Origin of the sequence: Saccharopolyspora erythraea NRRL 2338 (assembly GCF_000062885.1) — a bacterium.
Taxonomy (GTDB): Bacteria; Actinomycetota; Actinomycetes; order Mycobacteriales; family Pseudonocardiaceae; genus Saccharopolyspora_D; species Saccharopolyspora_D erythraea.
The window spans coordinates 7401913-7422497 of the sequence record NC_009142.1 but is presented as its reverse complement, the minus strand read 5'-3'; the positions used below and the strand labels follow the sequence as shown (position 1 = coordinate 7422497).

Here is a 20585-nt window from a genome sequence, read left to right as displayed (position 1 = left end):
ACAGCGCCGCCGGGCACGCACGACGCTGAAAGGCCCCGGATGACCCCGACCCCGACCCGCGTTACCCCGCGCCCGCAGGCGCGGCAGGTGGAGCTCGCCGTGACCGGCATGACCTGCGCGGCGTGCGCGACCCGCGTGGAGCGCAAGCTCGGCAAGCTCGACGGCGTGCGGGCGAGCGTGAACTACGCCACGGGCCGCGCGAGCGTCGAGGTCGCTTCCGCCACCGACGACGCGGCGCTGCTCGACGCCGTGCGACGGGCCGGCTACCAGGCGGAACCGGTGACGCCGGAAAGCGCGGAGGAACCCGACTCCGGCGACCGCAGCCGGGACCTGTGGCGCCGGATGCTGGTCTCGGTGCTGCTGTTCGTGCCGCTGTGCGACCTGTCGTTGCTGTTCACCGCACTTCCCGGCACGCGGTTTCCGGGCTGGCAGTGGGTGCTGGCCGCGCTCGCGCTGCCGGTCGTGGGCTGGGCGGCGCTGCCGTTCCACCGCGCCGCGCTCAGCGGCGCCCGGCGCGGGTCGTCGTCCATGGACACGTTGGTCTCGCTCGGGATCTGCGCGGCCGGCGCGTGGTCGGCGTACGCGATGTTCTCGGGGCACGAACCGGCCGAGCTCACGGGGTTCTGGGCGCTGTTGCGCGCCGACGGAGCGATCTACCTCGAGGTCGCCGCCGGGGTGACCACCTTCGTGCTCGCCGGCCGCTACTTCGAGGCGCGCGCCCAGCGCAGGGCGGGCCACGCGCTGCACGCGCTCGCCGACCTGCGCGCGAAGACCGTCACCGTCGTGCGCGATGACGGCACCAGGCAGGAGATCCCGGTCGACGATCTCCAGGTGGGGCAACGCTTCCTGGTGCGCCCGGGTGAAACCGTCGCGACCGATGGCGTCGTGCGCGACGGACGCGCCGAGCTCGACTGCGCGGCCATGACGGGCGAGTCGATGCCGGTCGGCACCGCGTCCGGCGACGACGTGATCGGTGGAACCGTGCTGCTGACGGGTCATCTGGTGGTCGAGGCGACCCGCGTCGGACGCGACACGCGGCTGGCCGCGATGGTCCGCCTGGTCGAGGAGGCGCAGACCGGCAAGGCGGCCGTGCAGCGCCTCGCGGACCGGATCTCGGCGTACTTCGTGCCCGCCGTGCTGGTGCTCGCGGTGTCCACATCGGTCGGCTGGCTGCTGGCCGGAGGTACGGCCGAACGCGCGTTCACCGCCGCGCTGGCGGTGCTGGTGATCGCCTGCCCCTGCGCGCTCGGACTGGCCACCCCGACCGCGCTCATGGTCGCCACCGGACGCGGCGCGATGCTCGGCATCTTCATCAAGGGCCACCAGGCCCTCGAGTCGACCAGGCACATCGACACCGTCGTGCTCGACAAGACCGGGACGGTCACCGAGGGACGGATGTCGGTGGTGGCCGTTGAGTGCCTGCCCGGCGTCGAGCGGGCGGTGGTGCTGCGTCGCGCGGGTGCGCTGGAGGACGCCTCGGAGCACGCGGTCGCGCGTGCGGTCAGCGCCTTCGCGCGGGAGGAACTCGGTGCGTTGCCCGGTGTCGCGGAGTTCCGCAACCTGACCGGGCTCGGCGCTCGTGGTGTGGTGGAGGATCGCGAGGTCCTCGCCGGTCGCGCCGCGCTGTTCGGCGAGCTCGGCTGGGAGGTGCCTGGTGACCTCGACGCCGTGCGCCGCGAATGGGAGCGACAGGGCAGGACCGCGGTGCTCCTCGGCTGGGATGGCCGTGCCGTCGCGGTGTTCGCGCTGGCCGACCTGGTCCGGCCGTCGGCGCCCCGGGCGGTGGCCGGCCTGCACCGCCTTGGCCTCCGGACGGTGCTGCTGACCGGCGACAACGCCGCGACGGCGGACGCGGTGGCCGCGGCGGTCGGCATCGGCGAGGTGGTCGCCGAGGTGCTGCCGGACGAGAAGGTCGACGTCGTGCGGCGCCTGCGCGCGCAAGGCCGGGTGGTGGCGATGGTCGGCGACGGCGTCAACGACGCTCCCGCGCTGGCCGCCGCCGACCTGGGGCTGGCCATCGGCACCGGCACCGATGTCGCGATCGGCGCCGCCGACCTGATCCTGGTGCGCGACGAACTGACGGTGGTGCCCGACGCGATCCGGCTCTCGCGTGCCGCGCTGCGCACGATTCGCGGGAACCTGGTGTGGGCGTTCGGCTACAACCTCGCCGCCCTCCCGCTCGCCGCCCTCGGACTCCTCAACCCGCTGGTCGCGGGTGGGGCGATGGCGCTGTCGTCGTTCTTCGTGGTCTCCAACAGCCTGCGCCTGCGCAGGTTCGCGCCAGGAGGCTGGGAGAACGCGGACCCGAGCCGCTGATCGCGCCTTAGGGGTCCTTGCATAATGATCTTGGTCTGGCATGGTGGTGGCTGGAGTTGATCACGTTTCGATCGTTGGGAGCGTGGGATGGCTCGCCCGAGGCCGTGGGAGGTCAGCGACGAGTTGTGGGCGTTGATCGAGCCGTTGCTGCCCCGGCACGAGCGTCGGTTTCGGTATCCGGGTCGGCGTCGGATCGACGATCGCAAGACTCTGCAGGGCATCTTGTTCGTGCTCTACACCGGCATCCAGTGGGAGTTTCTGCCGCAGGAGTTGGGATTCGGCTCGGGGTCGACGTGCTGGCGGCGGTTGGCCGAGTGGCAGCAGGCCGGAGTATGGGAGCAGTTGCAGCGGGTGCTGCTGGATCGCCTGCGAGCGGCCGATCAGTTGGACTTCTCCCGAGCGGTCGTGGATTCCTCCCAGATCCAGGCCAAACGGGGACGTGGTTGCCCAAAAGTCGGTCCGAGTCCGGTTGACCGTGGTCGGCCGGGCTCGAAGCACCACGTCATCACCGATGCCTGTGGAACCCCGTTGCGGGTGGTGCTGACCGGCAGCAACCGCAACGATGTGACCCAGCTGGTGCCGCTGGTGGAGGCGATCCCACCGGTGCGCGGACGGCCGGGTCGGCCCCGCCGCAAACCCCGCCGCCTCTACGCAGACCGGGCCTACGACCACGACGTCTACCGAGACAAGCTGCGGGCCCGGGGCATCACACCCCGGATCGCTCGCCGAGGTGACGACCACGGTTCCGGCCTCGGCAAGCTGCGGTGGGTGGTCGAAGCCGCGATCGCCTGGCTGCACGGACCACGCCGCCTACGGATCCGCTGGGAAACCCGCGACGACATCCACGACGGCTTCCTCCAACTCACCCACTGCATGATCCTCGCCGCCAAGCTCCCCACACACGCAATCTGAAAGGACCCCTTAGGCGTCGTCGGGCACCCAGCGCAGCACGTCGCCGGGCTGGCAGCGAGGGTGCGGCAGATCGCGACGAGCGTCGTGAACCGCACCGCCGTCGCCCGGCCGTACTCCGAGGATCGCCACCGTCACGTAGGGCACGGCGAACGGGGCGGGAACCGGTCGACCTCGTCGGCCGCCGTCTGCGGGATGACCACGATCTGCTCCCGGCTCACCGAGTACCGCGCGATCAGCGCCTGCGGGACTCGGCGAGCTGGGCGAGCATCGCGTTGTAGGCGGCGAGCTCCTCGTCGCCGGAGCGGTTCTCGCGGCGGCCCTGGCGCATGTCGTGGCGGTACCACTGGGTGAGCAGCGCGATCAGCACGAGCACCAGCGGCAGTTCGCCGCCCGCCCACGCGATCGCCCCGCCGAGGGTCTGGTCGGCGAGCAGGTCCGGCGCCCACGGCAGGTCCAGCGTCCGGTAGAAGTTCTCCGCGATCACCGTGGACGTGCTCATCACGATCACGCCGAAGAAGGCGTGGAACGGCATCACCGCGAACACCACCCCGAGCCGCGCGAGGTGCGGCAGCGGTCGCGGCGCCGGGTCGACGCCGATCACCGGCCAGTAGTACAGGTAGCCGACGAGCAGGAAGTGCGCGTTCATCAGCTCGTGCGCCCAGTGCTGCGCCATCGCCCACTCGAACAGCGGCGTGAAGTACAGCGCGTAGAAGGAGCCGACGAACAGCACCGTTGCCACCGCCGGATTGGCCAGTGCCCGCGCCGGCGGCGAGTGCGTCACCGCGAGAACCCATTCGCGCGGCCCGGCGGGGTTTCCCCGTCCGCTCGGCGGAATCGCGCGCAGCGCCAGCGTGATCGGGCCTCCGAGCACGAGCAGGACCGGCGCCAGCATGTTCAGCACCATGTGCACGAGCATGTGCATGCTGAACATTCCCGACGAGTAGACGCCGAGTCCCGACGACGTCGCCACGAGCACCGTCGCGCAACCGGCAAGCCACGCGACCGTCCGCCCGACCGGCCAGGCATCGCCCCGCCTGCGCAGCCGCCGCACGCCAGCCGCGTACAGGGCGGCCATGACGACCGCTGCGGTGCCGAGCACCAGGTCGAAGCGCCATGTGGTGATGACCCCGAGCACGCTGGGAGGCACCGGCAGGTCGTAGCCGATCACCACCGCCGTCGGGCCGACGCCGCGGGCGAGCAGGTTCGGGGGCGGGGTGTGCGCCATGCCCATCGAGACGCCGAGCGTCAGCAGCATGAGCGCGAGCTCCGGTCCGAGCAGACCCCGCAGCCCGCGGGCCCGGCGCCGGAGGGCGACGCCCACGGCGCCCAGCACGATCAGACATCCGGCTTTCGCCAGGACCATCGCCCCGTACCGGGTGGTGAGCAGCTGCGGCAGCGGCACCAGCACGAGCGCGTCGACCACGCCCGACACCGCCAGCGCGGTCCAGCACCAGAACGCGAGCCTGCGGTAGCGGCCGAGCACGAGCGCGGTCCGCGCGCCATTGCGCCGCAGGTGCGCGACGACGGCGACGAGCACGCCGAGCCACAGCGCGGCCGCCACCACGTGGATCAGCATGGCGTTGGTGGCGATGTCGTGGCCCGCGTTCGAGGCGGAGTGGCCGATCACCGCGGGTGGCAGCACGCCCGCGACCGCCAGTCCGGCCAGCAGCATCGTCGGCCGCCAAGACAGCACGAAGCGGCAGCTCACCGCGACGGCGAGCGCGACGGCCGAGGTCGTCAGCCACGCCTTCGGTTCGACGAGCGCGTGCAGCAGTCCGGAGAACGAGTCCGGGGCAAGGACGTCGGTCACCGGCTGACCGGACGAGTCCGACATCTCCAGCGGCACCATCGCGGCAGCGGACGCCGCCCACGCCCACCCGGCGGCCTCGGCGGCCCGCACAGCCGCGTAGCCGTCGGCGCAGACCCCGCCGGACTCCCGCGGCGAGGTGAAGAATGCCGCGAACACCAGCGATCCCACGCACACCGCCGCCGCGAGGTCGGCCACCATGCGCGCCGCGCTCACCCCGAACACCGTCACAGCGCCGGGAGCGCGGTAGCCGAGGACGGCGTAGACCTCGCTGCCAGCGGCCGCCACCAGAACAGCGGCCACCACGACCGCCGCGATCGTCCCGGCCAACATCCATGTGCCGTGCCGGCGCCGGCACGTTTTCCCGTCCATCTCCAAGGAGGTCGGTAGCGGCGTGGGGTTGGTTCCCGCTCACCGGTGCGTGGCCGCCGATGGAACACGCAGGACCTTGATCAGGCTCATGTAGTTCTCGTCGCCGTAGCCCGCCGCGACGGCCCTGTCGCCGAGCGCCTTCAGCTGCGACGGGACCTCGTCGCTGATCCCGGCGTCGCGGCTGGTCCGGACGATGTGCTCGATCGCGGTCAGGCACATCGCCAGAGTTCCGCCGTCCCCGGGGAACTCTTCGCGGTCGATCCGCGCCGCTTCGGCCCGCAGGATCTCCCCGGTGACCGAGGGCAGGAACCAGTCGACCGCCGTCTCCGCGAAATCGGCGACGCCGACGCCCCCCGACTCGACCAAAGCGGCGGCGTGCAGGAAACCGTTCACGGTCGCCCACATCAGGCCGAGCAGCGCGGTGTTGTGCAGGACGGCGAGCCCGGCGTCGCCACCGAGATACCGGGGGACGCCCCCGAGGGCGTCCAGCGTGTTCCGGTGCGCGTCGAACGGCTCCCGGGCGCCGCTGTAGAAGACCACCGAGCTCGGAGTGCCGATGACCTCCACCGGCACCATGATCGCGCCGTCGAGGTATCCGGCGCCGTGCGCGGTCGCCCAGGTCAGCGCTTCGCGGGCCTCCTGCGGAGTTCCTGAGCAGAGGTTGACCAGCACCTTGCCGGACAGCGCGGTGCCGCAGTGGTCGAGGGCCGCGTGCATCGCGGCGTAGTCCGCCACGCACACTACGGCCAGGTCGCTCGCGGCCAGCGCCTCGGCGGCGGTGGCGGCGCGCACGGCGCCCTCGGCCACCAGCGGGTCGGCCTTGTGCGCGGACCGGTTCCAGACGGTGGTGGGGTGGCCCGCGGCCAGGAACGCCTCTGCGAGCGCATACCCCATGGGGCCCAGGCCGACGACGGTCACGGGCGCGGCGAAGCCGTTGTGCATCTCGTGCTCCCCAGTTCTTGATTCTCATGCGCCGCAACGGTTTCCGGCGTGCGCCCATCGTCGTCTCGCGGGAATACCCCGGACAAGTACCGACTTGCAAGTGGGGTACGCACCTGGAGGACAGGGGGAGGATCGGATGAAGGGTCGCCAGCCCTACATCTGCGGACTGGGGCCGGTGTTCGACGCCATCGCGGGCAAGTGGAAGGTCCTGCTCCTGTGGGAGCTGAACCCGGGGCGGCTGCGCTTCGGCGAACTGCGCAGACGGGTCGCCGGGATCACCGAGAAGGGTGCTGACCCAGCAGCTCAAGGAGCTGGAGCGCGACGGCCTGGTGCGGCGCGAGGTGCACTACGAGATGCCGCTGCGGGTGGAGTATTCCTCACCGAGCTCGGCGTCACGCTCAACGACGCATTGATCCCGTTGGCTGAGTGGGGAAAGCGCTACCAGCGCGCGAAGGAGAACACTCGCGTCTGAGTGCCTGTCCTAAGACCACATCTCATTTGGGTGTGCCCTTGGGAGGGGGATATCGTTGATCAACTGTGAGCGATGTGGAGAAGTGGTGTCCGGAGCCGTTGTGGCTGCTGGTGCGTTCGCTGTTGCCCGAAGCGCCGCAACGCCACCAGGGCGGAGGTCGGCGTCGGCTGGACGACCGCGCGGTGCTGGCCGCGATCCTGTACGTGCTGCAAACCGGGTGCGCCTGGTCAGCGCTGCCCACCTCGTTCGGAGTCAGCTGCGCCACCGCACACCGCCGGTTCACCGAGTGGTCCCAAGCCGACGTGTTCACCCGGCTGCACCAGGAACTGCTGGACCTGCTCGGCACCGCTGGAGCGATCGACTGGTCCCGGGCGTCGGTGGACAGCATGCATATCCGGGCGGTCAAAAGGGGGACCTGACCGGCCCCAGCCCGGTGGATCGAGGCAAGCCCGGCTCGAAGATCCACGCGATGAGCGACCGCAGTGGCATCCCGCTGGCCGTGGTCATCTCCGCGGCCAACCGCAACGATCACCGGGAACTTCAGACGGTGATCGATGCGGTTGCGCCGGTCAGAGGGTCTGCCGGACGGCCTCGACGTCGGCCGCGCAAGCTGCACGCCGACAAGGGCTACGACTATCCGGTCTGCCGACACGCGTTGCGTCGGAGAGGAATCATCGCCCGGATCGCTCGCCGGGGTATCGAGTCGACCACCCGGCTGGGACGCCACCGCTACGTCATCGAACGCACCCTGGAGTGGGTTTCCCGGTTCCGTCGGCTGGCTCGCCGCTACGAGCGCAAGGCCGCCCACTACGCGGCATTCGCCAGCCTGGCCTGCGCGGTGATCTGCTACCGCCGCGCCGCCAAACTGGATCTGCTCACCCATAACAACCCCAAATGAGATCCCGTCTAAGGGTTCCGGGTGGCGGAAACTCAGGCGTGTCACTCGCAATGAGCACGGCGGTGGACGCGGGCACGTGAGCCCTGGTCAGCCGCCGGAAGGTCAGGTCACCAGGCGACCACGCCGTCACTGACCGGCTGCAGCGTGCCGACCTGGGCGGCGGACAACGGCAGCTCCGTCACGCGCTCGTCACCGCCGTTGGCGCCGTGGAAGTCGGCCACCACGGGCGCGGCGGCGCCGGGCGAGGTGATTTCGACGGTCGTGGCCACCGAGCACTCCGGGTCGGCCTTGTCGCAGGGGGTCCACTTGATCCCGCCGAACGCCGAGCGGCCAGGGAGGAGCTCGATCGGCCGGCCGGGGCCGGGCTGGGGCACCGCCTCGACGCTGACCGGCAGCTCACTGTTGTCAGCGGCGCGGAAGCCGACGCCCGGGGCTCCCTCCACAGTGCACGCGCGGGTGCCGATGTTGGTGAGCACGAGCATCGCCTTGCCGCCGCCGGGCTGGGCGTTCAGGTCGGGGGCGATCTCCTCCGCGGCGCACGGCGCGGGCTGCGCGGGGGCGGCCGGGGCGGAAGCCGGCGCGGCACCGGCCGCGCCCGCCAGGGCCACCGCGGCAGCGGCGGCGGTGGTGGTCAGGTAGAAGGCGGTCTTGCGCATCCGGCACCTCCGTGATCGTCTCGGAAACTCGTTCCGTGAGACGTCCGGCCGCTCCCGCCGTTGCAGGGGTGAGGAGTTCGCCACTGCGGAGCAACCTCGGCGATCCGCGGTTCACGCGCCGCCGGGGACTCGGCCGATGATGCGGGCGTACATGCGCCCCGGGCTCGGCGTCGAGGCGGGATCGAGGAAGCCCGGCAGCATCGGCAGCTCGTCGGCGAAGGACTGCAGGCGCTCGTAGAGGACCCCGGCGTCGGCGGGCCGGTCCTCGGGGTCCTTCTTCAGCAGGTCCTGCACGAGGTCGTCCAGCTCCGCGGGCACGCCGTGCACGGGCGGCGGGGCCTGCTTCACCTGCTTCTCGAAGACCGCGTAGGCGGTGGGGCCGGTGAACAGCTGCCGGCCGGTCAGCATCTCGTGCAGCACGCAGCCCAGGGCGTAGAGGTCGCTGCGCGGCCCGGCGACGCCCTGCTGGATCTGCTCCGGCGCCATGTAGGCGGGCGTGCCGAGGATCTGCCCGGCGCGGGTGAACTGCGCGACGTCGGTGTCGCGGAGCACCGCGAGCCCGAAGTCGAGCACCTTGACCGCCCCGTCCGGGCACAGCATCAGGTTGGTCGGTTTGAGGTCGCGGTGGCAGATCGACAGGGCGTGGGCGGCCGAGAGCACCGCGCACGCCTGCGCGGCCACCGCCGCCGCCCACGGAACCGGGACCGGGCCGTGCTCGCTGATCAGGTCGGCCACCGTGACCCCGTCGACGAACTGCATCACCTGGAACAGGCGGTGGTCGTAGGCCCCGAAGTCGTAGAGCGTCGGCGCACCCGCGTGCTCCAGCCGGGCGAGGATGCGCGCCTCCCGGATGAAGCGCTGCTCCAGCTCCTCGTCGGGACCACCGGGCAGGTGCAGGAACTTCACCGCCACCCGGCGGTCGAGGTGCAGGTCGTGGCCGCGGTGGACCGCGCCCATGCCGCCCTTGCCGAGGGGGAGCTCGTCGAGCTCGTACCGATCGGCGATGAGCATCCGGCCTCCCACCAGATCAGGGGCTCAGCCGTCCGTCGAGGAGCCCGTCGAAGCCTAGCCGGGCCAGCCTGCCCGCCAGGTCGGCCGTCTCCCGCGCGGTGTCCTCCAGCTCGGCGAGCCTGGCGAAGGCCCGGCCGTAGGCCCGCTGCTCCTCCAGCGGCAGCCGCGGCAGCCTGGTGCGCCTGGCGTCGACGCGGCTGGAACCGGCGCCGGGGCGCGGGTCGGCCGAGCGCAGCGCGCCCGCGATGTACTCCGGGTCGACCTGCTCCCGGTCCACCCGGTAGAGCGTGAGGTACGGGCCCAGCACCGCCTGGCCGCCGCGGACGACCCTGGCCGCGCCGGTCGCGGTCGCCACCACGTCGCCGGGGTGCAGCGGGACCAGGCCGTCGGTGGCCGTGGTCCAGCCGGACGGCGCGTGGTTGCCCGCGACGTCGTCGGCGGTCAGCACCGGCGTTTCACCCGCGCCGACCGGCATCCGCGGCGAGCCGTGCCGGATGGTGATCAGGCCCGCCTTGGCCATCTCGCCGATCGTGGTGATCGGCAGCGCCCTGCGCTGCGACAGCACCTCCAGCTCCGGCAGCGGAAGCGACGCGGCGCGCAACTCCTCCAGCGCGGTGGCGAAGTCGCGGCCGAGCCTGCGTCCGGTGCGCCGCAGCCGGTTCGCCGCCGGGCTCAGGTCCACGTCGTCGTCGAGCAGGTCGATGATGCGGGTGCCTGCCGACTCCGGTTCGGCGGTGTGGCGTTCCCACACCGGCTCCACTGAGGACAGATCGTCGGCCTCCAGCAGGAGCAGGTGCGAGGGCGGGCGGTCGCCGGGCGCCGGACGCCGCAGCAGCCACAGGTCGTTCCCGCCCGCGGGCAGCGTCACGATCGCCCGCAGCGCTCCGGCGCGCAGCAGGTTCCCGCGGATCCGCTTGCCCGGTCGGCGCGAAGCCGCGGCGGGCGGCATCAGGATCGCGACCGAGCCGCCCGGTCTGGCGTGGGCGAGGCAGTGCTGGACCCACGCGAGCTCGGGCTCACCGCGAGGTGGCACGCCGAACTCCCAGCGCGGGTCGCCGGTCAGCTCGCCGTGGCCCCAGGAGCGCTCGTTGAACGGCGGGTCGCACAGCACCGCGTCGGCCGTGCTCCCGCGGAAGCCGTCCTCGCGCAGGGAGTCGGCGGCCACGACCTCGGCATCGGTCCCGCGCAGCAGCAGGCGCGCGGCGCTGATCGCGGCGTGCGGCACGTCGACCTCCTGGCCGAGCGCGCGCGACGCGGGGGCGGCGAGCAGCAGCGTGCCGAGCCCGCACGCGGGGTCGAGAACGGTGCCCTCGGCCCCGCAGAGCCGCACCATGAGCGAGGCGACCGCGTCCGGCGTGGTGACCAGCCGCCGGGAGTGCGCCTCGCGGTAGCGGTCGCAGAGGAACTCGAAGGTCTCGGCCTCGCCGCGTTCGTCGGCGAGCGCGGTCAGCAGCTCCGCGAGCTCGGGATCGCCCACGCCGCCGTCGGAACCTGGCACCATGAGATCGCGCCGCCGCAGCAGGAAGGCCCCGGCGTCGGCGACCAGGCGTCCCAGCCGCAGATCGTCGGAAGCCGTCCGCAGCCGCTGCCAGGCGCGTTCGGCCATCGGCACCCGATAGGACTTGCCGTTGCGCCGGAGCCATTCCTCGACCTCGCGGAGGGAGAACAGCGGACTCGCGCTCGTGCCGCCCACGGGCTGCGGGAAGTCGTCGTAGCGGCGCCGCCAGTTGCTCACCGCGGCGCGCCCGACATCGACCAACCGCGCGATGTCACCCGCGTTCACGGTGGCGTCCTGGCTCATTGGACCCACCCTAGCCGCCGTCGGCAAGCGGGTCCACGGTCGAAATGCTTGTGAACTGAGTTCACCACGTGATTCACTGGGGGTATGACGCACAACGAGTCGTTGGTGCTCCGCTTCGCCAGTGGAACGGATCCGGGGCGCCGCCGTCAGCTGAACGAGGACTCCGCCTACGCCAGTCCGCGCGTGCTGGCCGTCGCCGACGGCATGGGCGGCCACGCGCACGGCGAGGTGGCGAGCTCGATCGCCGTCGAGGTGCTCTCCGACCTCGACCGCGACCTCGACCCCCAGCGGATCGACCTGCTCGACGCGCTCTCGGACGTGGTGACCGAGATCGGCCAGCGGCTGGCGAACCTGGGCGTGCGGAACCCCGAGCTCAAGGACATGGGTACCACGCTCACCACGCTGGTCTGGGACGGCACCCGCTTCGCGCTCGCCCACGTCGGCGACTCCCGCGGGTACCTGCTGCGCGAGGGCGCGCTGCACCAGCTCACCCGCGACCACACGCTCGTGCAGGAGCTGGTCGACGCCGGCCGCATCACCGAGGAGCAGGCCGCCGAGCACCCGCGGCGATCGCTGCTGACGCAGGCCCTGCGCAGCGGCGAGTCACCCGTCCCGGACCTCTCCTACTGCGAGGTCCGGCCGTTCGACCGCTACCTGCTCTGCTCGGACGGCGTGACCGCCGTGCTGCACGCGGCCGACATCCAGGAGGTGCTCGGCACCGTGCCCGAGCCGGGTGACGCCTGCCGGCGGCTCATCGAGCTGGCCAACGCGGGCGGCGGGCCGGACAACATCACGTGCGTGGTCGCCGACGTCATCGACCCCGCGGCGTTCGACGAACAGGACACCGTGCGGGAACCCAACTGGTGGCAGCGGCTGCTCGGAGGATGACGCGGGCGGAGCCGGACCCGCCGGGACGGCTCCGCGGATGATCGGCTGGACTTCTCGGCGGCCCGGCGACAGCCGGACGGCCCGGTGCGGCGCGCTTGCCGCAACCCCGGTTCGCGCCCGGTGGTTATGAACGGACCAGCCGAACGATCGCCTCGTTGGCCTCCCGCAGCTTCTCGTCGGCCACGGCACCGCCCTCGGCGACCGCCTCGGCGACGCAGTGCTTGAGGTGCTGCTCGATCAGTCCCAGCGACACCGCCTGCAGCGCCTTGGAGGCCGCGCCGACCTGGGTGAGGATGTCGATGCAGTACTCGTCCTGGTCGATCATCCGCTGCAGGCCGCGGATCTGGCCCTCGATGCGGCGCAATCGCTTGAGGTAGCCTTCCTTGTCCTCGGTGTAACCGCGCATCTCTCAACTCCTGGATCATCCGCGCCCGCAAGTCCGCCTGCGGTGCCAACCGTCGTGGATACGATACCTCCGTACCGCTGCCGCGGAACCCGCCCGCTTCGCCGATCGCCCCGAATCCGCAGGTGGCGGTGGGTCGACGCCGGTGAACCCGGCAGTCCACAGTGGACCACCGGGCTCCTCGGGGCCGAGCGCGTCAGGACGGGCGGAAGCCGCGCAGCCGCAGGCTGTTGGACACCACGAACACCGAGCTGAACGCCATCGCCGCCCCCGCGATCATCGGGTTCAGCAGCCCCGCCGCGGCCAGCGGCAGCGCCCCGACGTTGTAGGCGAAGGCCCAGAACAGGTTGCCCTTGATCGTGCCCAGCGTCCGCCGGGAGAGCCGGATCGCGTCGGCGGCGGCCCGCAGGTCACCGCGCACCAGCGTCAGGTCCCCGGCCTCGATCGCCACGTCGGTGCCGGTCCCCATCGCCAGACCGAGGTCGGCGGTGGCCAGCGCCGCGGCGTCGTTGACGCCGTCGCCGACCATCGCCACCGCCCGGCCCTCCTTCTGGAGCCTGGCGACCACGTCGACCTTGTCCTTGGGCAGCACCTCGGCGATCACCTCGTCGATGCCGACCTCCGCGGCGACCGCGCGGGCCGCTGCCTCGTTGTCGCCGGTCAGCAGGATCGGGGTGAGGCCGAGGTCGCGCAGCCTGCGGACGGCCTCCGCCGAGGTCGGCTTGATGGTGTCGGCCACCACCAGCACCGCCCTGGCATGCCCGTCCCAGGCGACCGCGACCGCCGTCGCGCCCTCGGACTCCGCCGCGGCCTTGGCCTCGGCGAGGTCGCCGGGCAGCCGGATGCTCCACTCCTCCAGCAGCGCGACGCGTCCGACGAGCACCGCGTGCCCGTCGACCACGCCGTGCACGCCCAGCCCCTCGGCGTTGGTGAAGCCCTCCACCTCGGGCAGCGACCCCGCGCGCTCCCGGGCCCCGGTCGCGATGGCCCTGGCGATCGGGTGCTCGGAGGCGTCCTCGAGGGCTCCGGCCAGGCGCAGCACCTCGGTCTCGGTCTCGCCGCCGGCCACCGCGACGCCGGCCAGCGACATGTGCCCGGAGGTGACGGTCCCGGTCTTGTCCAGCACGACGGTGTCGATCCGGCGGGTCGACTCCAGGACCTCCGGCCCCTTGATCAGGATGCCGAGCTGGGCGCCCCGGCCGGTGCCGACCAGCAGCGCCGTCGGCGTCGCGAGCCCGAGCGCGCACGGGCAGGCGATGATCAGCACCGCGACCGCCGCGGTGAAGGCCGCCGCCACCTCGCCGCCCGACCCCAGCCAGAAGCCCAGGGTGGCGAACGCCAGCAGGATCACCACCGGCACGAACACCGCCGACACCCGGTCGGCCAGCCGCTGCACGGCGGCCTTGCCGGTCTGGGCGTCCTCGACCAGTTTGGCCATCTGCGCGAGCTGGGTGTCGGAGCCGACCCGGGTCGCCCGCACCACCAGCCGGCCACCGGCGTTGACGGTCGCGCCGACGACGGTGTCGCCGGGGGCGACCTCGACCGGCACCGACTCTCCGGTGAGCATGCTGGCGTCGACCGCCGAGCTGCCGTCCTCGATCAAGCCGTCGGTTGCGATCTTCTCCCCGGGCCGCACCACGAACCGGTCGCCGACCGCGAGCTGGTCGGTCGGGATGCGCTCCTCGCGGCCGTCGCGCAGCACGGCGACGTCCTTGGCGCCCATCTCCAGCAGCGCCCGAAGGGCGGCGCCGGCCCGGCGCTTGGACCGCGCCTCGAAGTAGCGCCCGGCGAGGATGAACGCGGTGACGCCGGCGGCGACCTCCAGGTAGATGTTGCCGCTCCCGGCGGTGCGCTCGACGGTCAGCTCGAAGCCGTGGGTCATGCCCGGCTGTCCCGCGGTGCCGAAGAACAGCGCGTAGAGCGACCACGCCAGCGCGGCCAGGGTGCCCATGGAGATCAGCGTGTCCATGGTCGCGGTGCCGTGGCGGAGGTTGGTCCAGGTCGCGCGGTGGAACGGCAGCGCCCCCCAGACGACCACGGGCGCGGCCAGCGTCAGCGACAGCCACTGCCAGTTGGTGAACTGCAACGGCGGCACCATGGCCATCAGGATCACCGGGACCGACAGCACCGAGCTGACGACCAGCCGGGTGCGCAGCGCGTCGTGCTCGTGGTCCCGCGGCTCCTCGCCGGTCTGCTCGGGCTCCTGCGGGCGCGGGAGCGTCGCGGTGTAGCCGGCCTTCTCGACCGCCTCGACCAGGTCGTCGGGGGTGACGGTGTCGGGGAAGACGACGTTGGCCTTCTCGGTGGCGTAGTTGACGGTGGCCTGCACACCCTCGATCTTGTTGAGCTTGCGCTCGACCCGGGAAGCGCAGGAGGCGCAGGTCATGCCGCCGATGGCGAGCTCGATCCGGTCACCTACCCGGTCGGTGGTGGCGGTCATCGTCCTGTCTCGCTTCCGTGTTCGTCGTGGCCGGTGTCCTGCTGGTGCTGCGCCGGGGGAGGCGACGGGCTGATCCCGTCGGGGTTGACCGTCCTGCCCACGGTGAACGCGCTGACGAATGCGAACGCGGCGACCAGCGCGAAGCCGCCGAGTCGGGCCGCTGCGTTCACGGTCGGCTCACCACCTCGTAGCCCGCTTCCCGCACTGCCGCCGCGACGTCGGAGCCGGCCGGCGGCGCGGCGCTGGTCACCGTGACCGTACCGGTGGCCAGGTCGACGTCCACGCCGCTGACCCCGGCGATTCCGCTGATCCCGGTCCGCACGGAGCCGGCGCAGTGTTCGCAGGTCATGCCCTTGACGGTGTAGGTGGTGGTCGTCATCTTCGGCGTCCTCTCGCGTGCGGGCCGGGCGGAGCGCCCGGTAACCGGTACAATACCCCCCTAGGGTATGAAGTCAAGTGCGCAGGTCAGCTGCGCTGTTAGTTGTCCCCCGCTCACTCGGCAGGGTTTCGCCCGCAGGGTTCCCGATCTTGCCCGGAGCCAGTCCCGGTGCAGGTCGGAAAACGTGTCACCTACCCCAGGGGGGGGAGCCACGGGATGACAAAAAAGCGTCCACGCGGCACGTGCCGCATGGACGCTTGCGTTTGTTGGCCGGCCTCCGGCGCGCCCCGGCTCACGGCCGGGGCCTGGTTCGATCGCTCTGGTTCTGCCTGGTTCCGCTGGGCTCGGGCTGGGCTCGTCGCGGGGTCGGGCCGCCGCGAACTTCATGCGGTCGCGAGGTCAGACCGCCACGAGCTCCAGGTCATCGTGAGGCCGGGCCGTCACCGAGGTGATCAGGCCGAGGCCGCCAGCCAGGTGGACCGCCCGGCGTGGGTGGGCATCCAGCAGCCCTTGGCCGCGGTGCCGATCTCCACCGGGTCCTCCAGCTTGAGCACCTGCCTGATGACGTCCCGGGCGCGACCGGAGGTCCGCCAGATGACCGTCTGCGGGAACAGGACGTCGGGCTCGTCGCCGGGGATCCGCGCGGCGTCGGCGTCGTCCTCGCCGTAGAGCTGCACGATGTCGATCACGTTGTGGTGCACGCGCAGGCCGACCACGGCGACCAGGGTCCCCGCCGAGTCCCTGGGGTGTGCGAACTGGAAGTCCCTGGACATCAGCGCCTGCAAGCCGTCGGTGATCTCGTTCGTGACACCGCCGGCGATCGTGCGCGGTTGCTGCTCGAGCTGGGTTTCTGTCCGGATCACGACATGTCCCCCTGCATGATCAGGTCGTCGAACTCGCCGTCCTTGGCACCGCTGAGGAACGCCGCGATCTCGTCGCGGGTGTAGACCAGCGCCGGACCTTCCGGGTACCGCGAGTTGCGGACGGCGATGTCGCCGTCGACCAGCGGCGCCAGTTCCACGCAGTTGCCGACCGCGCCGCTGTGCCTGCTCTTGCGCCAGACTGCGTCGAACAACTGCTGAGCGGGCATTCCGTTCTGGACCTGTTGCATCGAAATCCCCAACCTCCCCCGGGTGCCGTGCACGGTCACCTGCACGTGCAGATGATCGTGCACGAACCGTAGCAGTTGCGGATGCAAGAGAGAATGCACGTGCACGACGGTGTGCGTCAGGTCACACGATTGGGCCTGTCGCCTGCGTGAATACTGGTAACTACGAGCGAACCGCGGGGTTCTAGAGCTCGTCGAGGAACGCGGAAAGCCGCTTGCGGGTCGCGTCCGGCGTCAGCGCGTCGACCGCGAGCCGGTGGCTGACCTTGCTGTAGAGCTCGACCTCGTCGGGCTTGTCCAGGTAGAGCGCGCCGCAGAGGTGCTCGAGGTAGACGATGTCGGGGATCTCGGGCTCGGCGAAGCGCAGGATCGTGAACGCGCCCTCGGCGGCCGAGCGGCCCACCGCCAGCGGCACGATCTGCAGCGAGACCGTCGGCAGCTTGGTGACATCGAGCAGGTGCTCGATCTGCTCGCGCAGCACCTTGCGCCCGCCGATCGGCCGGTGCAGCACCGACTCGTCGATGACCGCCCACAGCCGAGGGGCGCGCGGCTGCTGGAAGAGCCGCTGCCGCTGCATGCGCAGCCGGACCCGGCGCTCGACCTCCTGGTCCGAGGCTTCGGGCCGGCCCTGGGTGGCGATCGCCCTGGCGTAGTTCTCGGTCTGCAACAGGCCGGGCACGAACTGGATCTCGTAGGTCTGGATGCGGGAGGCCGACTCCTCCAGCCCGACGTAGTCCTGGAACCAGGACGGCACCAGGTCGCTGTAGCGGTGCCACCAGCCGGGCTCGTTGGACTTGCGGACCATGTCCAGGAACGTCGCGCGCTCGGCCTCGTCGGTGACCTTGTAGAGCGTGAGCAGGTCGGAGACGTCGCGTTCCTTGAAGCCGACCCGGCCGAGCTCCAACCTGCTGATCTTTGAGCCGGAGCCGCGGATGGAGTAGCCCGCGTCCTCGCGGGAGATGCCGTTGGCCTCCCGCAGGCGGCGCAACTGGCTTCCCAGGACAAGCCGTCGGGCGGTGGGGCCGCTGGTGGCGGCACCATCCGTGGTCACGTCCAGACCTCCCGTGCGTTCCGGCTCCCCGACCCGTTGTCGCAATCTCGCCACGGATCGTTACATGCGGCGGCAGTGTAATGCAGCGAGCCCGCGAAACCAGTGCTACGCGTCAGTACTCGCTCACTTCGACCAGCGGGGGGTGGTCGTGCCACGTGACGATCACGGACGAGCCGTGCGCGCCGCCGCCGAACTCTACGCGCAACCACCCCTGCGCGGTCCAGGTCCGCACGGAGTATCCCGGCTTCGGAGTCGCCGAGACCAGGCTCGCCGAGGTCGCTTCCATCGACAGCACGATGCGTCCGCCGCCGACGTCGTAAGTGCGTACGTCGCCGACAGGGCTCGGCTCGGGCTCCTGTGAGGACTCCCGTGTCGGCTCCGGCGCGGAGGTCTCGGGAGCGGCCGATTCCGGCGGAGCCGACGTGGGCGGGGTGGTGGCCTCCGGTGGTCGCCCGATGACGGGCCGCACGGCGGGCACCGGGTCGGGCCGGTCCAGCACCGCGCCGCGGATCACGTCGCGGACCCCGAGCCACGACAGCGTGACCGCCGCCGTGGTCGCCGCCAGCCACGCGGCCAGGTAGGTGAGGGCTCGTCTGGTCCGCACGGGAGCGACATCCTGCTCGTTGTGGGCTGTCCGGCGCAACCGCCCGGAACGCGTGTGCGCGCGTCCGTGCGGCCGGACGCGGCTTCGGTAGCGTCCCGGGGCATGGCAGTGGTTCTGGTGGTCGAGGACGACCCGGTCGTGCGGACGGCGATGATCCGCGACCTCAGCGCCCGCGAATGGGTGGTGCGCAGCGTGGGCACCGCGCTCGCCTCGCTGCGCGAGGTCGCCGAGAACCCGCCGGACGTGCTCGACCTCGGACTGCCCGACCTCGACGGCGGCGAGACGCTGAAGATGATCCGCGGGATCTCCGACGTGCCGACGATCGTCGCCACCGCCCGCGACGACGAACGCGAGATCGTGCGGCTGCTGCGCGCGGGCGCCGACGACTACGTGGTCAAGCCCTTCTCCAGCGAGCACCTCAACGCCCGCATCGAGGCGGTCCTGCGCCGGGCGCGCGGTTCGCGCCCGCCGCAGGCGGTGGAGGTCGGCGGCCTGCGCATCGACCTGGACAGCAGGGCCGCGACGCTGGACGGAGCCGAGCTCGAGCTCACCCGGCGCGAGTTCGACCTGCTGGCCTACCTCGCCGCGCGGCCCGGCCGGGTCGTGCCGCGCCGCGAGCTGCTCGCGCAGGTGTGGCGCCAGTCCTACGGCGATGACCAGACCATCGACGTCCACCTGTCCTGGCTGCGGCGCAAGCTCGGCGAGAGCGCCGCCACCCCGCGCTACCTGCACACGGTCCGCGGCGTCGGCGTGAAGCTGGTGGCACCGGAATGAGGCGGGCGCTGGCGCTGGTGGCGCTGGCGGTGACCTCGATGGTGGCGTTCGCGTTCCTCGTCCCGCTCGGGCTGATGATCAAGGAGATCGCGCGGGACCAAGCGGTGTCGGAGGCCGAGCGGCAGGCGGCGGCGCTCGCGCCGGTCCTCGCGACCACGACCGACCCGGCCCTGGTGGGCAGGGCCGTCGCGAGCACACCGGCCGGACAGGCGGGCTGGCTGGCGGTGCACCTGCCCGGCGGCGAGCGGGTCGGCACCTCCCGGACCGACGTCGGCCAGGCGCGCGCGGCCACCGGCGAGGCCCGTGCCGCGAGCCTGCCGGTGCCGGGCGGATCGGCCTTCGTCCAGCCGATCGCGCTCGACGGCGGCCGGACGGCGCTGGCCGAGGTGTTCGTCCCGGATTCCGAGCTCACCCGCGGCGTGCTGCGGTCTTGGCTGGTGCTGGCTGCGGTCGGGCTCGTGCTCGTGGCCGGTTCGGTGCTGGTCGCCGACCGGCTCGCGGCCAGGGTGGTGCGGTCGGCGGGCAGGCTCGCCGAGGCGTCGTCGGCGCTGGGCTCCGGTGACCTGAACGTGCGGGTGACGCCCAGCGGTCCGCGCGAGCTGGAGGAGGCCGGCCTGGCGTTCAACGTCATGGCCGACCGGGTGCGGCAGCTCCTGGCCGCCGAACGGGAGATGGCCGCCGACCTCTCGCACCGGCTCCGCACCCCGCTGACCGCGCTGCGGCTCAACGCCGAGGCGCTGGGCGACGGGCCCGCGGCGGAGCAGACCCGCGTCGCCGTCGACCGGCTGGAGCGCGAGGTCGACGCCGTCATCACCAGCGTGCGCCGCTCCGCCGACGGTGAGGGCGACTGCGACGTGGCCGAGCTGCTGCGGGAGCGCCTGGAGTTCTGGTCGGCGCTGGCGGAGGACCAGGGCCGGCGGTGGGAGCTCCGCGGCGCGTCCGAGTCGGTGGAGGCGCCGGTGCCGCGTTCGGAACTGGCCGCGGCGGTCGACGCGGTGGTGGGCAACGTCTTCCGCCACACGCCGGAGGGCACGGCGTTCGCCGTGTCGTTGCGGGAGAACGACGGCGTGGTCGGCGTGGTGGTGGAGGACGCCGGGCCCGGCGTCGGCGAGTCCGGCGCCGTGGTGCGGCGCGGCAGCAGCGGGGCCGGGTCGACGGGGCTCGGGCTCGACATCGCGAGCAGGCTGGCCGAGTCGACCGGCGGGCGCCTCAGCGTCGACCGCTCCAGCCTCGGAGGGGCCAGGGTGTGCATGTGGCTGTGGCAGCGGCCCGCCGCGCCAAAGCGCGCCGGACTCCGCGATCGCGCCCGTCGTCGCCGCCGTCGTCGCGGCTGAGATGGGTTTCGTCCACATTGGCCTGGTGTCTGGTGCGTCGTGGGCTGGCCTCGTTGCTGGCTCGTTGCTTGGCCGGGGTGGCAGCGGTGTTGTGTCCTAAATGGGCACTGCCGTCGTCGGTAGGCCGCCAATTGGCAGACGTGTCAACGGTTCGCGTTCTGCGTCATGACGGAGAGTGAAGCCCGGAGAGGTCGGCAACACTTAAGGGAATTCCGCTTCCGGTGACGGTCCTGGGACCCCCGGGCCGCCAGTAACGGACACCGCTCACCCGTTGGTGGCGCGGGCCCCACAGCTAGCGTTCTGCTTCGTGCTGGCGTTGCCATCGACGTTGCGAGGAACGACCGAGTGCCAGATGTTGGGGGAGGGCGACCGATCGAGCGGGTCGCCCGCACGAGTGGGACGGAGCCGGTTCGCACC

At 72.0% G+C, this 20585-nt stretch carries 20 protein-coding genes; 7 read left to right on the top strand and 13 right to left on the bottom strand.

Going from position 1 to position 20585, the window contains the following annotated elements; genetic code table 11:
• The first annotated feature begins 39 nt into the window (after positions 1-39).
• Together SACE_RS31865 and SACE_RS31860 are read left to right on the top strand one after the other, a co-directional pair.
• Positions 40-2316, top strand: coding sequence for a heavy metal translocating P-type ATPase (locus SACE_RS31865; protein WP_009949997.1), 2277 nt, complete (start codon positions 40-42; stop codon positions 2314-2316).
• Between the two features lie 87 nt (positions 2317-2403).
• On the top strand, positions 2404-3228 hold the full coding sequence (locus tag SACE_RS31860; RefSeq protein WP_011873634.1) for an IS5 family transposase: 825 nt from the start codon (positions 2404-2406) through the stop codon (positions 3226-3228).
• Between the two features lie 232 nt (positions 3229-3460).
• Here the strand turns inward: SACE_RS31860 and SACE_RS31855 are convergent, their stop codons facing one another.
• Positions 3461-5368 carry a bifunctional copper resistance protein CopD/cytochrome c oxidase assembly protein gene (locus tag SACE_RS31855; protein ID WP_011875100.1) on the bottom strand — a complete coding sequence of 636 codons (1908 nt, stop codon included), beginning with the start codon at positions 5366-5368 and terminating at the stop codon, positions 3461-3463.
• A 78-nt stretch (positions 5369-5446) separates the two neighbouring features.
• A complete protein-coding gene (locus SACE_RS31850) occupies positions 5447-6349 on the bottom strand; it encodes an NAD(P)-dependent oxidoreductase (protein WP_009951565.1) in 903 nt (300 codons plus the stop codon).
• 136 nt (positions 6350-6485) lie between these two features.
• On the opposite strand from SACE_RS31850, the gene SACE_RS40365 reads away from it, so the two are divergent.
• Positions 6486-6821, top strand: coding sequence for a winged helix-turn-helix transcriptional regulator (locus SACE_RS40365; protein WP_009951566.1), 336 nt, complete (start codon positions 6486-6488; stop codon positions 6819-6821).
• 74 nt (positions 6822-6895) lie between these two features.
• Positions 6896-7719 (top strand): IS5 family transposase gene (locus SACE_RS37025; protein WP_085982286.1). Its coding sequence is split into 2 segments (ribosomal slippage): positions 6896-7238 and positions 7238-7719, totalling 825 coding nucleotides; the frame shifts between segments, so codons are not numbered across the junction.
• A 107-nt stretch (positions 7720-7826) separates the two neighbouring features.
• On the opposite strand, the gene SACE_RS31830 is transcribed toward SACE_RS37025, so the two are convergent.
• From SACE_RS31830 to SACE_RS31820, 3 genes are all read right to left on the bottom strand, one after another.
• Positions 7827-8375: a DUF4232 domain-containing protein gene (locus SACE_RS31830; RefSeq protein ID WP_009944986.1), complete on the bottom strand. Its 549-nt coding sequence runs from the start codon at positions 8373-8375 to the stop codon at positions 7827-7829.
• 111 nt (positions 8376-8486) lie between these two features.
• Entirely contained in the window at positions 8487-9386 is a 900-nt protein-coding gene (locus SACE_RS31825; RefSeq protein WP_009944987.1) for a serine/threonine-protein kinase, read from the bottom strand.
• Between the two features lie 16 nt (positions 9387-9402).
• Complete coding sequence (locus SACE_RS31820) at positions 9403-11187, bottom strand: N-6 DNA methylase (protein WP_009944988.1); 1785 nt, start codon at positions 11185-11187, stop codon at positions 9403-9405.
• Positions 11188-11271: 84 nt separating this feature from the next.
• On the opposite strand from SACE_RS31820, the gene SACE_RS31815 reads away from it, so the two are divergent.
• Entirely contained in the window at positions 11272-12075 is an 804-nt protein-coding gene (locus tag SACE_RS31815) for a PP2C family protein-serine/threonine phosphatase (protein WP_009944989.1), read from the top strand.
• Between the two features lie 124 nt (positions 12076-12199).
• On the opposite strand, the gene SACE_RS31810 is transcribed toward SACE_RS31815, so the two are convergent.
• The 8 genes from SACE_RS31810 to SACE_RS31780 all read right to left on the bottom strand — a co-directional run bounded on the left by SACE_RS31810 (position 12200) and on the right by SACE_RS31780 (position 18060).
• Positions 12200-12481, bottom strand: coding sequence for a metal-sensitive transcriptional regulator (locus SACE_RS31810; protein ID WP_009944990.1), 282 nt, complete (start codon positions 12479-12481; stop codon positions 12200-12202).
• Between the two features lie 193 nt (positions 12482-12674).
• The gene (locus tag SACE_RS31805) at positions 12675-14918 is read right to left on the bottom strand and encodes a heavy metal translocating P-type ATPase (protein ID WP_009944991.1); all 2244 of its coding nucleotides are present in this window, start codon (positions 14916-14918) and stop codon (positions 12675-12677) included.
• On the bottom strand, positions 14915-15088 hold the full coding sequence (locus SACE_RS38090) for a hypothetical protein (RefSeq protein WP_009944992.1): 174 nt from the start codon (positions 15086-15088) through the stop codon (positions 14915-14917). Before SACE_RS38090 ends, SACE_RS31805 begins: the two co-directional genes overlap by 4 nt.
• Positions 15085-15297 (bottom strand): heavy-metal-associated domain-containing protein, encoded by a 213-nt coding sequence (locus tag SACE_RS31800; protein WP_009944994.1) that lies wholly within the window; start codon positions 15295-15297, stop codon positions 15085-15087. The genes SACE_RS38090 and SACE_RS31800 overlap by 4 nt, the downstream gene beginning before the upstream one ends.
• A 452-nt stretch (positions 15298-15749) precedes the next feature.
• Positions 15750-16160, bottom strand: coding sequence for a hypothetical protein (locus tag SACE_RS31795; RefSeq protein ID WP_009944995.1), 411 nt, complete (start codon positions 16158-16160; stop codon positions 15750-15752).
• The gene (locus SACE_RS31790) at positions 16157-16408 is read right to left on the bottom strand and encodes a DUF397 domain-containing protein (protein ID WP_009944996.1); all 252 of its coding nucleotides are present in this window, start codon (positions 16406-16408) and stop codon (positions 16157-16159) included. The genes SACE_RS31795 and SACE_RS31790 overlap by 4 nt, the downstream gene beginning before the upstream one ends.
• Before the next feature lie 181 nt (positions 16409-16589).
• Positions 16590-17456 carry a helix-turn-helix domain-containing protein gene (locus SACE_RS31785; RefSeq protein WP_009944997.1) on the bottom strand — a complete coding sequence of 289 codons (867 nt, stop codon included), beginning with the start codon at positions 17454-17456 and terminating at the stop codon, positions 16590-16592.
• Positions 17457-17568: 112 nt separating this feature from the next.
• Complete coding sequence (locus SACE_RS31780; RefSeq protein WP_009944998.1) at positions 17569-18060, bottom strand: hypothetical protein; 492 nt, start codon at positions 18058-18060, stop codon at positions 17569-17571.
• A 102-nt stretch (positions 18061-18162) separates the two neighbouring features.
• On the opposite strand from SACE_RS31780, the gene SACE_RS31775 reads away from it, so the two are divergent.
• Together SACE_RS31775 and SACE_RS31770 are read left to right on the top strand one after the other, a co-directional pair.
• Positions 18163-18834, top strand: a complete 672-nt coding sequence (locus tag SACE_RS31775; protein WP_011875096.1) for a response regulator transcription factor — start codon at positions 18163-18165, stop codon at positions 18832-18834.
• Positions 18831-20168, top strand: coding sequence for a sensor histidine kinase (locus SACE_RS31770; protein WP_009945000.1), 1338 nt, complete (start codon positions 18831-18833; stop codon positions 20166-20168). Before SACE_RS31775 ends, SACE_RS31770 begins: the two co-directional genes overlap by 4 nt.
• Positions 20169-20585 lie beyond the last annotated feature (417 nt).

Excerpts from the sequence above, each read along its gene's own strand:
- SACE_RS31865 (WP_009949997.1), top strand. The coding sequence starts at position 40 with ATGACCCCGACCCCGACCCGCGTTACCCCGCGCCCGCAGGCGCGGCAG.
- SACE_RS31860 (WP_011873634.1), top strand. The coding sequence starts at position 2,404 with ATGGCTCGCCCGAGGCCGTGGGAGGTCAGCGACGAGTTGTGGGCGTTG.
- SACE_RS31855 (WP_011875100.1), bottom strand. The coding sequence starts at position 5,368 with ATGTTGGCCGGGACGATCGCGGCGGTCGTGGTGGCCGCTGTTCTGGTG.
- SACE_RS31850 (WP_009951565.1), bottom strand. The coding sequence starts at position 6,349 with ATGCACAACGGCTTCGCCGCGCCCGTGACCGTCGTCGGCCTGGGCCCC.
- SACE_RS40365 (WP_009951566.1), top strand. The coding sequence starts at position 6,486 with ATGAAGGGTCGCCAGCCCTACATCTGCGGACTGGGGCCGGTGTTCGAC.
- SACE_RS31830 (WP_009944986.1), bottom strand. The coding sequence starts at position 8,375 with ATGCGCAAGACCGCCTTCTACCTGACCACCACCGCCGCCGCTGCCGCG.
- SACE_RS31825 (WP_009944987.1), bottom strand. The coding sequence starts at position 9,386 with ATGCTCATCGCCGATCGGTACGAGCTCGACGAGCTCCCCCTCGGCAAG.
- SACE_RS31820 (WP_009944988.1), bottom strand. The coding sequence starts at position 11,187 with ATGAGCCAGGACGCCACCGTGAACGCGGGTGACATCGCGCGGTTGGTC.
- SACE_RS31815 (WP_009944989.1), top strand. The coding sequence starts at position 11,272 with ATGACGCACAACGAGTCGTTGGTGCTCCGCTTCGCCAGTGGAACGGAT.
- SACE_RS31810 (WP_009944990.1), bottom strand. The coding sequence starts at position 12,481 with ATGCGCGGTTACACCGAGGACAAGGAAGGCTACCTCAAGCGATTGCGC.
- SACE_RS31805 (WP_009944991.1), bottom strand. The coding sequence starts at position 14,918 with ATGACCGCCACCACCGACCGGGTAGGTGACCGGATCGAGCTCGCCATC.
- SACE_RS31800 (WP_009944994.1), bottom strand. The coding sequence starts at position 15,297 with ATGACGACCACCACCTACACCGTCAAGGGCATGACCTGCGAACACTGC.
- SACE_RS31790 (WP_009944996.1), bottom strand. The coding sequence starts at position 16,408 with ATGCAACAGGTCCAGAACGGAATGCCCGCTCAGCAGTTGTTCGACGCA.
- SACE_RS31775 (WP_011875096.1), top strand. The coding sequence starts at position 18,163 with ATGGCAGTGGTTCTGGTGGTCGAGGACGACCCGGTCGTGCGGACGGCG.
- SACE_RS31770 (WP_009945000.1), top strand. The coding sequence starts at position 18,831 with ATGAGGCGGGCGCTGGCGCTGGTGGCGCTGGCGGTGACCTCGATGGTG.